Origin of the sequence: Polaromonas sp. OV174 (assembly GCF_900112285.1) — a bacterium.
Taxonomy (GTDB): domain Bacteria; phylum Pseudomonadota; class Gammaproteobacteria; order Burkholderiales; family Burkholderiaceae_C; genus Polaromonas.
Window position 1 is genome coordinate 98,769 of the sequence record NZ_FOKZ01000005.1, and the last position, 14,175, is coordinate 112,943.

Annotated in this window: 14 protein-coding genes; 10 read left to right on the plus strand and 4 right to left on the minus strand. The window is 64.7% G+C overall.

Annotated elements, in window-relative coordinates:
* Positions 1–10 precede the first annotated feature (10 nt).
* The 4 genes from BM160_RS06505 (at position 11) to otsA (ending at position 6,347) form a co-directional block, all read left to right on the plus strand.
* Positions 11–2,107: a lytic transglycosylase domain-containing protein gene (locus BM160_RS06505; protein WP_092002636.1), complete on the plus strand. Its 2,097-nt coding sequence runs from the start codon at positions 11–13 to the stop codon at positions 2,105–2,107.
* A 128-nt stretch (positions 2,108–2,235) separates the two neighbouring features.
* Entirely contained in the window at positions 2,236–3,003 is a 768-nt protein-coding gene (gene otsB, locus BM160_RS06510) for a trehalose-phosphatase (RefSeq protein WP_092002364.1), read from the plus strand.
* Positions 3,000–4,823: a glycoside hydrolase family 15 protein gene (locus tag BM160_RS06515; protein WP_177218939.1), complete on the plus strand. Its 1,824-nt coding sequence runs from the start codon at positions 3,000–3,002 to the stop codon at positions 4,821–4,823. Before otsB ends, BM160_RS06515 begins: the two co-directional genes overlap by 4 nt.
* A 138-nt stretch (positions 4,824–4,961) precedes the next feature.
* Positions 4,962–6,347, plus strand: coding sequence for an alpha,alpha-trehalose-phosphate synthase (UDP-forming) (gene otsA / locus BM160_RS06520; protein WP_092002367.1), 1,386 nt, complete (start codon positions 4,962–4,964; stop codon positions 6,345–6,347).
* A gap of 19 nt (positions 6,348–6,366) precedes the next feature.
* Here otsA and BM160_RS06525 read toward each other — a convergent pair whose 3' ends face one another.
* Genes BM160_RS06525 through BM160_RS06535 form a run of 3 tightly spaced genes read right to left on the minus strand, consistent with a single transcriptional unit; the run spans position 6,367 to position 8,661 of the window.
* On the minus strand, positions 6,367–7,332 hold the full coding sequence (locus BM160_RS06525) for an ROK family protein (RefSeq protein WP_092002370.1): 966 nt from the start codon (positions 7,330–7,332) through the stop codon (positions 6,367–6,369).
* Positions 7,333–7,345: 13 nt separating this feature from the next.
* The gene (locus tag BM160_RS06530) at positions 7,346–7,540 is read right to left on the minus strand and encodes a DUF2905 domain-containing protein (protein WP_092002373.1); all 195 of its coding nucleotides are present in this window, start codon (positions 7,538–7,540) and stop codon (positions 7,346–7,348) included.
* A gap of 11 nt (positions 7,541–7,551) precedes the next feature.
* Entirely contained in the window at positions 7,552–8,661 is a 1,110-nt protein-coding gene (locus BM160_RS06535) for a class I SAM-dependent methyltransferase (protein WP_177218940.1), read from the minus strand.
* A gap of 84 nt (positions 8,662–8,745) precedes the next feature.
* On the opposite strand from BM160_RS06535, the gene BM160_RS06540 reads away from it, so the two are divergent.
* The 6 genes from BM160_RS06540 (at position 8,746) to BM160_RS06565 (ending at position 13,391) form a co-directional block, all read left to right on the plus strand.
* Entirely contained in the window at positions 8,746–9,513 is a 768-nt protein-coding gene (locus tag BM160_RS06540) for an SDR family oxidoreductase (protein WP_092002379.1), read from the plus strand.
* A 43-nt stretch (positions 9,514–9,556) separates the two neighbouring features.
* Positions 9,557–9,928, plus strand: coding sequence for a dihydroneopterin aldolase (locus tag BM160_RS06545; protein ID WP_092002382.1), 372 nt, complete (start codon positions 9,557–9,559; stop codon positions 9,926–9,928).
* A 20-nt stretch (positions 9,929–9,948) separates the two neighbouring features.
* Positions 9,949–10,905, plus strand: a complete 957-nt coding sequence (gene ttcA, locus BM160_RS06550) for a tRNA 2-thiocytidine(32) synthetase TtcA (protein ID WP_255368697.1) — start codon at positions 9,949–9,951, stop codon at positions 10,903–10,905.
* A gap of 67 nt (positions 10,906–10,972) precedes the next feature.
* Positions 10,973–11,542, plus strand: a complete 570-nt coding sequence (locus tag BM160_RS06555; RefSeq protein WP_255368698.1) for a DUF4136 domain-containing protein — start codon at positions 10,973–10,975, stop codon at positions 11,540–11,542.
* The gene (locus BM160_RS06560; RefSeq protein WP_092002391.1) at positions 11,539–12,213 is read left to right on the plus strand and encodes a histidine phosphatase family protein; all 675 of its coding nucleotides are present in this window, start codon (positions 11,539–11,541) and stop codon (positions 12,211–12,213) included. The genes BM160_RS06555 and BM160_RS06560 overlap by 4 nt, the downstream gene beginning before the upstream one ends.
* A complete protein-coding gene (locus BM160_RS06565; protein WP_092002394.1) occupies positions 12,210–13,391 on the plus strand; it encodes a DSD1 family PLP-dependent enzyme in 1,182 nt (393 codons plus the stop codon). Before BM160_RS06560 ends, BM160_RS06565 begins: the two co-directional genes overlap by 4 nt.
* A 47-nt stretch (positions 13,392–13,438) precedes the next feature.
* On the opposite strand, the gene BM160_RS06570 is transcribed toward BM160_RS06565, so the two are convergent.
* Complete coding sequence (locus BM160_RS06570) at positions 13,439–14,173, minus strand: ABC transporter ATP-binding protein (RefSeq protein WP_092002397.1); 735 nt, start codon at positions 14,171–14,173, stop codon at positions 13,439–13,441.
* Between the last annotated feature and the right edge of the window lie 2 nt (positions 14,174–14,175).

Genomic DNA, 14,175 nt, shown 5'->3' on the forward strand with positions numbered 1-14,175 from the left:
AATGTCCCCGATGCTATACAAATTTCTTTTCAGCGCGGTTTTTACCGCCGCGTTAACGGCCAGCCTGTCCGGCCCGGCCATGGCCCAAAACGGCAGCCCGAGCAATGCCAGCGCGGGCGACGCCCTGATGCTGGAGATGAACAAGGCCTTCAAGCGCGGCGACAAAAGCCGGCTGACGCAGCTGCTGCCGCAGGCCAAGGGCCACGCGCTGGAGCCCTGGGCCGCCTACTGGGAACTCAAAACCCGCCTCAGCGACGCCAGCGCGCAGGAAATACATGACTTTTTCAGCCGCTATGCCGGCACTTACCAGGAAGACCGGCTGCGCAACGACTGGCTGCTGCTGCTGGGCCAGCGCCGCGACTGGACCACTTTCGCCGCCGAATACCCCAACTTCCGCATGAACGACGACAGGGAAGTGCGCTGCTACGCCCTGCTGGCGGAACACCTGAAAAATCCGGTCCCCGATGCGCGTCTGGCCGATGAGGTGCGCAAGAACTGGTACGCCCAGCGCGACGCCGATGACGGCTGCACCACTGCCGCCGACCGCCTGGTGGTCACGAAAAACCTCACGCCGCACGATGTCTGGCAAAAGGCCAGACTCGCCACCGAGGCCAACCGCCCGCGCGCCGCCCGCGATGCGGTGCAAATCATCGCCCCCGACGCCATGACCATGGTGGCCGAGCTGAACAACAGCCCGATCAAATTCCTGTCGGAAAAGCGCCTGGCACTGAGCAAGACGCGCAAGGAAATCATCACGCTGGCGCTGATCAAGATGGCGACCAGCGACATCGAGGGCGCCGCCTTCCAGATGGACAGCAAATGGGCGCGACAACTGAGCAGCGAAGAACGCAACTGGGTCTGGGGCGCCATCGGCAAGCAGGCCGCGACCCGTCTGGGCACGCTGTCAGCCAGCGATGCGCTGCAGTACTTTGCCAAGGTCAGCAAGGACAGCGACCTGAGCGACGAGATGCTGGCCTGGAAGACCCGCGCCGCCCTGCGCGCCGGCAGCCAGCCCAGCTGGCCGCAGGTACTGTCGGCCATTAACGCGATGAGCGATGACGCGCGCAAGGACCCAAGCTGGACTTACTGGAAGGCGCGTGCGCTGCTGGCCACCCTGCCCGCCAATGCGCCGGCGGCCACACCGCCGCCCGGTGTGGCACAAACCATCAGCATCGCCCCGCAGCGCGCCGAAGCGCTGGCGCTGCTGCAATCTATCGCCTCGGTGCGCGGCTTTTACGAGCAGCTGGCGCTGGAAGAGCTGGGCCAGAAAATCACGGTGCCGGCCAAACCGGCGCCGCTCACGGCGGAAGAAAAAGAGGCCGCCAGGCTGAACCCGGCGCTGAACCGCGGCGCCTACGCCATCGCCATAGGCCTGCGCTCCGAGGGCGTGCGCGAGTGGAACTACGCGACCAATCTGCACCAGCCCGGTAGCGGCAGCGAACGCGGCGGCATGAGCGACCGCGAGCTGCTGGCCGCCGCCCAGTTTGCCTGCGACCGGCAGATCTGGGACCGCTGCATCAACACCAGCGAGCGCACCAGGACCGATATTGATTTCGAGCAGCGCTTTCCCATGCCGTTTCGCGAGACCGTGGTCAAACGGGCCCAGGGCATCAGTCTGGACCCGGCCTATGTCTATGGCCTGATACGCCAGGAAAGCCGCTTCATCATGGACGCGCGCTCCGGCGTGGGGGCTTCGGGCCTGATGCAGGTGATGCCGGCCACCGCGCGCTGGACCGCCAAAAAAATTGGCCTGGACGGCTTTACCACCGACCAGATCAACGACCGCGACACCAACATCACGATTGGCACGGCCTACCTCAAGCTGGCGCTCGATGACCTGAACGGCTCCATGCCCATGGCCGCCGCCGCCTACAACGCCGGCCCCGGCCGGCCGCGCACCTGGCGCAACGGCCATGTGCTGGACGCCGCCATCTGGGCCGAAAACGTGCCTTTCAGCGAAACCCGCGATTACGTGAAGAAAGTGCTGTCCAACACCACCAATTACGCCGCCATCCTGACCGGCCAGCCGCAGTCGCTCAAAGCACGGCTGGGCCAGGTGGGGCCGCGCGATGCGGCGGTGCCCGAGCCCTACAAGGACTTGCCCTGAGCCTTGACGCCGGCTTGCGCTGCGGGGTGCTGACTGACCAGCCCCGCAGCATAAAACGCCATCACTGAGACAGCGAAAAGAGCATCTGGCCTACACGCGACGGGCCTGGAGCCTGCTAAGGTTTTTGGATGCCAACGCACTCCGAAAATCTTCCCCACATCACGCCCGAAACGGCGCTCTTTCTCGACTTTGACGGAACGCTGGTGGAGCTGGCGGCCCAGCCCGAAGCCGTCGACATTCCGGCCACGCTGACGGGCCTGCTGGCCACCCTGTATGGGCAGCTTGGCGGCGCGCTGGCACTGGTATCGGGCCGCAGCCTGCTCGATCTGGATGGCTTTCTCGCACCGCTGCAACTGCCGGTTGCGGGCGAACATGGCGCTCAGCGCCGCAACCCCGACGGCCTGCTAATCAGCGCGCCAGCCATAGACCTGAGCTACGCGCTGCAAGCGGCCGAAGGCTTGCTGCTGCTGCACCCCGGCCTCAAGCTGGAACGTAAAAACCTGGCCCTCAGCCTGCATTACCGCCATGCGCCGGAACTTGAAGAGCTGTGCCTGCAGGTGATGCGTCAAGCCGTTGAACGCAGTGAGGGCATGGCGCTGATTCAGGGCAAATGCGTGATAGACCTGAAGCCGGTGGACGTCAGCAAGGGCACGGCGATCGCGGCCTTCATGGACGAAGCGCCTTTTGCCGGCCGTATTCCGCTGTTTGCCGGCGACGACGTCACCGACGAAGCGGGCTTTGAGCAGGTGCAGCGCATGGGAGGCTATGCCATCAAGGTCGGACCGGGAACGACGCTGGCACACTTTCGTTGCGCCAGCGTGGCCGAACTGCTTGACTGGCTACAGTCGGCGCAATCGGCTTGCAGCGAAGCCGGCAGCGAAAGCCCTTCAGCATGAGCGCGGCCATGGGCACACCCGACAACTTCGCACCGCCCGCGCCAGCCTCGCTGTCTCTGGGCGTCATCGGCAACTGCGCCTTCAGCGCGCTGGTCGATGCACACGGGCGCATCGTCTGGTGCTGCTTGCCCCGCTTCGATGGCGATCCGGTGTTCAATGCGTTGCTGGACGGCAGCGACCAGGGCAGCTCTTTTGCCATCGAGATTGAAAATTTTTCCCACAACCGGCAGTGGTACGACCCCAACACCGCCGTGCTGCGCACCCAGCTGTTTGACCACAGCGGCCAGGCCGTGGAAATCACCGACTTTGCACCCCGCTTTTACAGCCGCTCGCGCTTTTTCAAGCCCATGACGCTGGTGCGCCGGGTGCGCCCCATCAAGGGTGCGCCGCGCATACGCGTGTCGCTCGACCTGCGCTTTGACTGGGGCCGCTCCCAACCCAAGATCACCCAGGGCAGCAACCACCTGCGCTATGTCGGCGACGCCCTCACGCTCAGACTCAACACCGACGCGCCGCTGTCACACCTGCTGTCCAGGCAGCCCTTTGTGCTGACGCGCGAGCACAATTTCCTGCTCGGTGCCGATGAATCGCTGGCCGATGGCATTGCCGACACGGCGCGCCTGTTCGAGCAGGAAACACTGTCCTACTGGCGCAAGTGGAGCCAGCGTCTGGCCATTCCGCTGGAGTGGCAGGAGGCGGTGATACGCGCGGCCATCACGCTCAAGCTCTCGCTGTTTGAAGACACCGGCGCGATTGTCGCGGCCATGACCACCAGCATTCCCGAGGCACCGGGCAGCGGACGCAACTGGGACTACCGCTACTGCTGGCTGCGCGATGCATTTTTTGTCGTGCGTGCGCTCAACAGCCTGTCCGAAGTCGGCACCATGGAAGACTATTTGCGCTGGCTCAGCAACGTGGTGGTACAGGCCAATGGCGGCTATATCCAGCCGCTGTTCGGCATAGGCCTGGAGCGCGAACTGCCCGAAGCGGTGTACGAGCATCTGGGCGGCTACCGCAACATGGGGCCGGTGCGCGTGGGCAACCAGGCGCAAGAGCATTTCCAGCACGATGTCTATGGCAATGTGGTGCTGGGCGCGGCCCAGGCCTTTCATGACCACAGGCTGCTGCACCGGGCCGGCGCGGCCGAATTCCTGCGGCTGGAAGCGGTGGGTGAGCAGGCCGTTCTCAACTATGACAAGCCCGACGCCGGCATGTGGGAGCTGCGCACGCGCGCACGCGTTCACACCTCTTCGGCGCTGATGTGCTGGGCCGCCTGTGACCGTCTGGGCAAGATCGCCACGACACTGCAGCAAGCCGAGCGCGCCAGCTACTGGCACGGCCATGCGAACCTCATGCGCGATCGCATTCTGCGCGAATCCTGGAGCGATGAGCGCCAGGCCTTTGCCGAAAGCTTTGGCGGGCGCGACCTGGACGCCAGCGTGCTGTTGATGATTGAGGTGGGTTTCATAGACCCGCAAGACCCGCGCTTTGTCGCCACCGTGGACGCGCTGGAAAAACATTTGTGCGACGGCCCTTACATGCGCCGCTACGAGGCGCCCGACGACTTCGGCAAGCCCGAAACCGCCTTCAACATCTGCACCTTCTGGCGCATAGATGCGCTGGCCCGCCTTGGCCGCAAGGCGCAGGCCAGGGAAATTTTCGAAACCATGTTGGCCGCCCGCAACCATCTGGGGCTGCTGAGCGAAGACACGCATCCGGTGACGGGCGAGATGTGGGGCAATTTCCCGCAAACCTATTCGATGGTCGGCATCATCAACGCCGCCGTGCGCCTGTCGGCGCCCTGGGATTCGAAGATATGAACACCCCCGTCGGAGGCTCACTGCGTGTAGCCCCTTCCCCCCTTGCAGGGGGCGGCGCCTGTGGCCCGGCGGAGCCGGTTCCACGGCCCCTGCTTGCCTTGGTCATTCTCTCTACCTATTTTTTAGAGGTCACGCGTCATGAGTAGACTTGTGGTGGTGTCCAATCGTGTCGCCGATCCGCGCAAGGCGGCGGCGGCCGGCGGCTTGGCGGTGGCGCTGGGTGACGCGCTGTCCACCAATGGCGGACTGTGGTTTGGCTGGAGCGGCACCGTCGTCGAAGGCGGCGCGCCGGGCGAAGGCGAGATGCACACCCAGCAGGCCGGCAACGTGACCTTGAGCACCGTGGACCTGTGCCGCGAGGACCATGACAGTTACTACCTGGGCTATAGCAACGGCGTGCTCTGGCCGGTGTTTCATTACCGACTTGACCTGGCCGATTTTGATGCTGGCTATATCGGCGGCTACCGGCGCGTCAATCAGTTGCTGGCGCGCAAACTGATGCCGCTGCTGCGGCCCGACGACATCATCTGGGTGCACGACTACCACCTGATCCCTATGGCGGCCGAGTTGCGTGCCATGGGCTGCAAGAACCGCATCGGTTTCTTTTTACACATCCCCCTGCCACCGCCGCTGATTTTGGCCGCCGTGCCCCAGCATGAATGGCTGATCCGCTCGCTGTTCGCCTATGACCTGGTGGGCTTTCAGAGCAATGCCGACGTGGAGCATTTCTCGCGCTATGTCGGAGAGGAAGTGGGCGCCGAAAAACTCGCCGAGCACCAGTTCCGCGCCTTCGGCCGCAGGGTGCAGGCACAGGCCTTTCCCATCGGCATAGACGTTGACGAATTCGCCGCCCTCACCCACGCCAAGGAGGCGAGCGACATGTACGAGCGCATGAAAAGTGAGTATTCGCGCCGCCGCCTGCTGCTGGGGGTGGAGCGGCTGGACTACTCCAAGGGCCTGCCGCAACGCCTGAAGGCTTTTCGCGAGCTGCTGAAAAATTACCCGGAGAACCTCAAGCGCGCCACCCTGATCCAGATCGCCTCACCCAGCCGCGAGGCGCTGGATACCTATGCCGGCCTGCGCCAGGAACTCGAAAGCCTGTGCGGCGCCATCAATGGCGACTACGGCGGGCTGGACTGGATGCCGGTGCGCTACATCCACCGCAACGTGGCCCGCCAGCGCCTGCCCGGGCTGTACCGGGCGGCCTGCGTGGCGCTGGTCACGCCGCTGCGCGACGGCATGAATCTGGTCGCCAAGGAATTCATCGCCGCGCAGGACCCGGCCGATCCCGGCGTGCTGGTGCTGTCGCGCTTTGCCGGCGCGGCCGAGCAGCTTAAGGAAGCCATACTGGTCAATCCCTACGATGTCCACGGCACGGCCGAGAGCATACAGCGGGCCCTGCAGATGCCGCTGCCGGAGCGCCAGCGGCGCCACCAGCTGCTGCTGGAACGCATACGCAGCCAGGATGTTCACTGGTGGCGCCAGACCTTTCTGAGTGCGCTGCAGGCCTGCGACGTGACGTGACGTCACGTGAAAGCGCGCCTCAGGCCACCAGCGCCAGCGCGGCGTAGTCGCCCACCTGATCCTGCAGCCCCGCAGGCACCAAGGTGCAGCCACCGGTCAGTGCCGACAGCCGGCCGCTGATATGGGACTGCAGGCGCGGCAGCAGATAGTCGCGGTGGTGCCAGAACACGCTGCCGCCCAGGCTGATGCGCTGCAGGTCCAGCGTCACGATCAGGTTGTACAAGGTCCGCCCCATGACCCGGCAAATCTCATCAATAATGGCTGTAGCGCCCGCGTCACCTTCACTAGCAGCTATAAAAACAGTAGCGGCATCGGGATAGACGGGAAAGCGCCTGGGCAAGGCGTTGCCCGCCACCAGGGCCTCGACATCGCCAATGTTGCCGCAGCCGCACAGCGCGTCGCTGTTGTCGCTGACAAACATGTGGCCGGCATGGCCAGCGTTGCCGTTTTTGCCGTGCAGCACCCGGCCATCGACACACAGCCCGACACCTATGCCGGTGCTCCAGGTGACATAAGCGCAGTGGCTCAGGCCTTGCAGCGCGCCCCAGCGACGCTCGGCCTCCAGCGCGGCAATGCCATCGTTTTCCACCCGCACGCCGGGAAAAGCTTGGTGCAGCGGCGCTTCCAGCACGGCCGTGGTCCAGTCATTGGGCAGGCCGCGTGCCGCACCGGCCAGGCCACCGCAGATATTGGGGGTTGCCAGCTCGACCCGGCCCTGGTTCAGCACAAACGGGCCGCAAGCCGCCACCCCGACCGCGGCGATATCCCCGGGGCGGATGTGCGCGGCCTGGCAGCTGGCGCCAATCATGCGCAGCACCTGCTGCGCCAGCGCATCCGGCGCGCCCTGCTTGACCGTCGGCTCGATCAAGCGGCCCTGAGTGCCGCGCTGGTCCACCACGCTCACGGCGACCTTGGTGCCGCCTATGTCCACACAGGCCACCGGCGCCGCGCCGGCAGGCAGGGTGGTAGCAGGCAAAGCGTTCATGGCAGCTTGCTCCTCAGATGAGTTGGGCGATCAGGCTGGCGATGAAACTGAGCAAGATGGTGGTGGTCAGCGGAATAAACCACTCGCGGCCAAACAGGTGAAAGCGCAAATCACCCGGCAGCTTGCCAAAGCCCAGTTTTTGCAGCACCGGGCTGAACCAGCTGATGCACATCAAGGCCAGAAAGATAACGATCATCCAGCGAATCATGGGCAGCCGCCTTAGAGCGTGTGGCAGCGGTCACCCGCCGCAAAGCCCAGGGGCGTCCAGGCCGGCTGGCCCTTGGCGCCAAAGGCGATGACCTTGAACAGCTCGCCCATCTCGTGCTCGTTGACCAGCTTTTGCACCATGCTGCGCTCGGCCAGGCTGGCAGCTTCCATGCCGTCAAGCAAACCGCAGTTGAGCAGAAAACGGCCCTGGCTGGTGTAGCCCAGCACCTGCAGCCCGGCCTCCTGCCCGGCCAGTGCGACGCCGGTGAAATTGACATGGGCGGTCAGGTCTTTTTCGCCCACATCGGCCAGCGCATCGGCGTCGGATAGATGGCCGCGGTGGCACATCACGGTACCCATGTTGCGCTGCGGGTGGTAGTACTCGTGCTCGGGAAAACCGTAGTCGAGCAAAAAGGCCGCGCCCGCCTCCAGCTTGTCGGCCAGCGTGCGCATAAAGCCTTCGGCCTGCGGATGGATCTCGGTCAGGTAGTCGTAGCTGCCCGGCACTTCCAGCGGCGGCCGCAGTTCGGTCAGCTGGTCGGCATAGGTCAATTGGCCTTCATGCAGTACCACGCCGCGCTCGTGCCAGACACCGTTCACGCGCGCCAGCAATTTCACCGGCATGGCGTCCAGCACCTCGTTGCCCAGCACCACGCCGCGCAGCTGCGGCGGCAGCTCGGTCGCCCAGCGCACCCTGTCGCCGTGCGCCGCCAGCCGTTCGCGCTGGCGTTCGCGCAAACTGCCCGACAGGTCGACGATGGTGTAGCGCGTCAGCTGCGGGCCCAAGGCATCCAGCACCTGCAAGGCCAGCGCGCCGGAACCGGCGCCAAACTCCCAGACTTCACTGGTGCCCGTGGCCGCAAGCGCCTGCGCCACCTGGCGCGCCAGGGTCTGGCCAAAGCGCGGCGACAGCTCGGGCGCGGTGACAAAGTCGCTACCGCCGCCCTTGACGCCGGCGGGCATCAGGCCGAATTTGCGCGAGTCGTTGGCGTAATAGCCCAGGCCGGGCGTATACAGGGCCAGCGCCATGAATTGGTCAAAGCCCAGCCAGCCGCCAGCGGCCTCAATGGCCTTGGCGATGTGGGCTTGCAGGTCGGTCGTTAAAATAGAGGGCTTGGTCATGTTCGTCACGGCCCTTTATTGTCGGCTATCCCTTGGCTGGCCCCGTCGCCAGACCCTAAACACCCCAGAGCCACCCCCAGAACCATGAGCCCAGCCCAGCCCCAACCCATTGTTCTCGTGACCGGCGCCGCCAGGCGGCTGGGGCGCGAGATCGCCTTGGCACTCGCAGCGGGCGGCTGGCAGGTGGCGGTGCACTATCGCAGCTCGGCCGACGACGCTATGAAAACACTAGCTGACTGCGCTCAACTGTCGGGCGATTCAGCCGCTTTTGATGCCGATCTTGGGGATGAAGCGGCGGTCCGTGGCCTGCTGCCGCGGGTCATCGCCAGGTTTGGCCGGGTCGATGCCGTGGTCAACAATGCCTCGACCTTTGAACACGACAGCGCCGCCAGCTTTGGCTTTGCCGGCCTGGACAAACACCTGCACAGCAACACCGGCGCCGCCATTTTGCTGGCCCAGGCGCTGCACGCCCATGTGAGCGCACGCGGCACCAGCGCGGCGGTGGTCAATCTGCTGGACCAGAAACTCTGGAACCAGAACCCGGACTTCTTCAGCTACACCTTGTCCAAGGCGGCACTGGAAGCGGCCGGCACCATGCTGGCGCTGGCGCTGGCGCCGCAGGTGCGCGTGGTCGGCGTGGCCCCTGGCCTGACGCTGACCAGCCACTTGCTGAGCGACGAACAATTCGAGGCGCGCCACCAGCTCTCGCCGCTGGGCCGCTCCTCCACGGCCGCCGATGTGGCCAGCGCGGTGAAGTTCGCCCTGGAAAACCGCTCGCTCACCGGCACCACGCTGCTGGTGGACGGCGGCCAGCACCTGATGAAGTTCGAGCGCGATTTTTCGCTGATGTAAGCCCGGCACCACCCCAACAACTGACCCATTACAGACTGGCACCATGTTCAACACCCGGGGCAACCAAATCCTGAACCTCACCGGCTTGCGCTTCGACGCCAACCTGGGCATTTTGGATCACGAAAAAACCGCGCCGCAACCGATCCAGGTCGATGCGGAGCTGAATCAGGGACCGCAGCCGTTGCTGCCCCATGACGACGACATCAACCATGTGCTGGACTACCGCAAGGTGCGCCAGATCATCATCACCGAATGCACGGCCGAGCATGTCAACCTGCTGGAAAGCCTGATCGGCAAGCTGGCGCACCGGCTGATGCAGCTGCCCGGCGTGCTGGGCGTGCGAGTGAAAATCACCAAACTCGAAATTTTTGACGACTGCGAAGTAGCCATTCGCGTCGAGACAGGACAGTGGTAAGCGCAATGGGAGCGAATGACATGAACACAGCATGGGAAGAAGCGGTGACGCAGCACGAGCGGGAGGAAAGCTCTGCCCGCGTGCAGAACTCCATGAAGATTGAACGCGAAGACCACAAGCTGGAAAAGCGTCTGTGCCGCGAGGTCGGCCGGGCGATTGTCGACTTCAACATGATTGAAGAAGGCGACAAGGTGATGGTCTGCGTCTCGGGCGGCAAGGACAGCTACGCCATGCTGGACATCTTGCTGAAACTGCAAAAGCGCGCGCCCATCAAGTTCGAGCTGGTCGCCGTCAATCTGGACCAGAAGCAGCCCGGCTTTCCCGAGCATGTGCTGCCCGACTACCTCACCAAGCTGGGCGTGCCTTTTCACATCGAGAACCAGGACACCTACAGCATCGTCACCCGCGTGATTCCCGAAGGCAAGACCTTGTGCTCGCTATGCTCACGACTGCGCCGCGGCATTTTGTACCGGGTGGCCGGCGAGCTCGGCTGCACCAAGGTGGCGCTGGGCCACCACCGCGACGACATGCTGCAGACTTTTTTCCTCAATATGTTTTTTGCCGCCAAGCTCAAGGGCATGCCGCCCAAGCTGATCAGCGACGACGGCAAGAACATCGTCATACGCCCCATGGCCTATGTGGCCGAAAAAGACCTGATCCGCTGGGCCCAAGTGCGCGACTTCCCCATCATTCCCTGCACCCTGTGCGGCAGCCAGGAAAACCTGCAGCGCAAGCAGGTCGGCAATATGCTGCGCGACTGGCAAAAACAATATCCGGGCCGGATTGAAAACATGTTTTCGGCGCTGCAAAACATCGTGCCCTCGCACCTGATGGACGGCAAGCGCCACGACTTCAAAAACATCAAGACCACAGGCGTGGCCGACCCGGAAGGCGACAAGGGCTTTGATGCCGAGGAATTCAGGGAGGCCACGCCGCCCGGCCTGTCGGTGATAGAGATCGCTTCGCGCCAGCCTTAATTTCAAGCCAAAACTCCTCGCAGCCCTTATGGAACGTGCGCTAACAGCTATATTTTCAATAGCATTCATGGCCTTGCTCATGACGGGCTGCTCCGGCATGCGAGTGGTAGCCAGCGATGTCACCGCCTTTTACCAGTGGCAGGCAGCGCCGCCAGCGCCGGGCACCGCCTACCGTTTTGAGCGCCTGCCCTCGCAGCAAGTCGCCTCCGCGCAGCAAGACCATGTCGAAGGGCTGACGCGCAGCGCGCTGGCCAAGGTGGGCATGGCGCTGAACCCGGCCCAGGCGCGCTACAGCGTGCAGGTGACGGTCAGCACCCAGGCGCTGGAGCGGCTCGATCCCGGCTACGACGGCTTCGGCTTTGCCACGCCAGGCGTTTTTCTGGGCGGCGGCAACCGGGGCGCGTCCGTCGGACTGTCTTTTCCCATGCGCTTTTCCGAGCCCTACTTCAAGCGCGAGCTGACGCTGCAGATGCGCGACCTGGCTTCCGGCCAGGTCGTTTTTGAAACCCGCGCCCTGAATGACGGCGTGCAAAGCGAAACCCTGGCCGTGCTGTCCGCCATGCTGGAGGCCGCCCTGAGCGGCTTTCCCCAGCCGCCGCCAGGACCGCGCCGTATCAATGTTGAGATCCCACGATGACTGAAGCCACCCGCATCATTGCCATACGTCATGGCGAAACCACCTGGAATGTGGACAGCCGCATTCAGGGCCACCTCGACATTCCGCTCAATGCCACCGGGCGCAAGCAGGCCGAGCGCATGGCGCAGGCCCTGAGCGATGAGCCCATCACGGCGGTTTACGCCAGTGACCTGGCCCGGGCCTGGGAAACCGCGCAATACCTGGGGCGCGCACGCGGCCTGGAGGTCACACCCGAACAAGGCCTGCGTGAACGCGGCTTTGGCGACTTTGAAGGCAAGACCTTTGCCGAAATCGAAGCCCTGCTGCCCGAGCAATCGCAGCGCTGGCGCAAGCGCGACCCGGACTTTGCCCCGGCCGGCGGCGAGTCGCTGCAGGTCTTGCACCAGCGCGTCGTGGCGGCGGCCGAACGGCTGGCGGCCAAGCACCGGGGTGAGCTGATCGCGCTGGTGGGCCATGGCGGCGTGATGGACGTGCTATACCGCGCCGCCACCCGACTGGACATTCAGGCGCCGCGCACCTGGGCGCTGGGCAACACGGCCATCAACCGCCTGCTCTGGAGCCCCCAAGGCTTCTCGCTGGTGGGCTGGGCCGACACCCAGCACCTGGACGAAGAGACCCTGGACGACAACCGCTTTGCCGGCGAAGCCGCCAGCACGGCCAACGCCGCATGAGCGCGCCATCAGCCCGCGGGTCCAGCCTGATTGGCCGCCCCGCCAGCGACATTGACACGCCGGCCCTGGTGATTGACCTGGACGCCATGAAGCGCAACCTGGGCCGCATGACCGAGTTTGTCAAAAAGCACAACATACGCTGGCGCCCCCATGCCAAGCTGCACAAGTGTGTGGCCCTGGCCAAGATGCAAATCAAGGCCGGCGCTGTCGGCGTCTGTGTGCAGAAAACCGCCGAGGCCGAGATCATGGTGGCCGGTGGCATCCACAACGTCTACATCAGCAACGAAGTGATTGCGCCGTCCAAGCTGGCCCGCGTGGCGGCGTTGACGCAAAAAGTCGCCACCCATGGCGGCCAGCTGGCGATTGCGGTTGACAGCACGGAAGGCGTGATTCGCCTGGCACAGGCCATGGCCCAGGCCAGGCTCCATAGCGGCGTAGGCACGGTGATTGACGTGTTTGTCGAGATCGACGTCGGCCAGGGTCGCTGCGGCGTCGAGCCGGGAGCGGCCGCCGTGACGCTGGCGCTGGAAATCCGCAAACATCCGGCCCTGCGCTTTGCCGGGCTGCAGGCCTATCACGGCAAGGCCCAGCACTTTCGCGGCGCCCAGGAGCGGCGCCAGGCCATCGCCCAGGCCGTAGACGCCGTGCGGCTGACACGCCAGCTGATAGCCGACCAGGGCATGGCCGTGGAACTGGTCACCGGGGCCGGCACCGGCAGCCTGGTGCTGGAAGCGGCCAGCGGCGTTTACGGCGAGCTGCAGGCCGGCTCCTTCATGTTCATGGACGCCGACTACGCCAGAAATGAGCGCGATCCGGCCCAGCCGCAGTTCGAACATGCGCTGTTCGTCAAAACCCAGGTCATCAGCAGCGGCAGCACACACGCCATCTGCGATGCCGGCCATAAAAGCCATGCCATCGACTCCGGCCTGCCGCTGGTGCATTCCTTTGAGGCCGAAACCGAACTAGAGTATTTCAACGGCGGTGACGAACACGGCGTGTTGCGGCCGGCGGCCGGCCAGCAGCGCCTGCCCAGCCTGGGCCAGACGCTGTGGCTGATTCCGGGTCACTGCGACCCCACCGTAAACCTGCACGACGTGATGATCGGCGTGTCAGGCGGCTTGCGCCAGGGCACGGTGCAGCGCATTTACCGCGTCGATGCGCGCGGCGCGCTGACCTGAGGGCCTGGCTCGGCGCGGCGACAGCAAGCTCAGCCAGACCTTGCCCCTCAAAGGGCTGCGGCCCCGGCAGCAGCAATCGCCTTGTCCTGGTGAATCCGGCCATCCACCAGCTCCACCAGCCGGTCACAACGGGCGGCCAGACGCGAATCGTGCGTGACCACGATGAACGCGGTGCCACGCTCGGCGTGAATCTTGCGCAGCAAGGCAAGCACCTCATTGGACGACGCGGTGTCCAGATTGCCGGTCGGCTCGTCGGCCAGCACCAGCGGCGGGTCTTGCACCAGGGCGCGGGCAATGGCCACGCGCTGCTGCATGCCGCCCGACAATTCGGAAGGCCGCTTGGCCATCGCATTCGCCAGGCCCACCGCGTCCAGCAGCTCGCGGGCTCGCGCCAGTTGCGGGGCGCTGACTCGGCCTTCGGTCATCAGCGCGGGCAGGGTCACGTTTTCCAGCGCCGTGAAGGCCGGCAACAGGTGGTGAAACTGAAAAACAAAGCCCAGGGTTGTGCGGCGCAGCATGGTCAGCTCTCGGTCGTCCAGCGCCTGCACTTCCTGGCCCTGCAGGCGATAACAGCCTGATGTGCTGCGCTCAAGCAGTCCGACGATGTTGAGCAAAGTGCTCTTGCCCGAACCCGAAGGGCCCATCAATGCGATGAACTCACCGCGCATCACTTGCAGCGTCACGCCGTGCAGCACCTCGGCCTCATTGGGCTGACCGACGTTATAGCTTTTGCGCACCTCGGCGAGCGCTATCAGCGGCTGTGAAGCATTGGCGGTCGTCATGT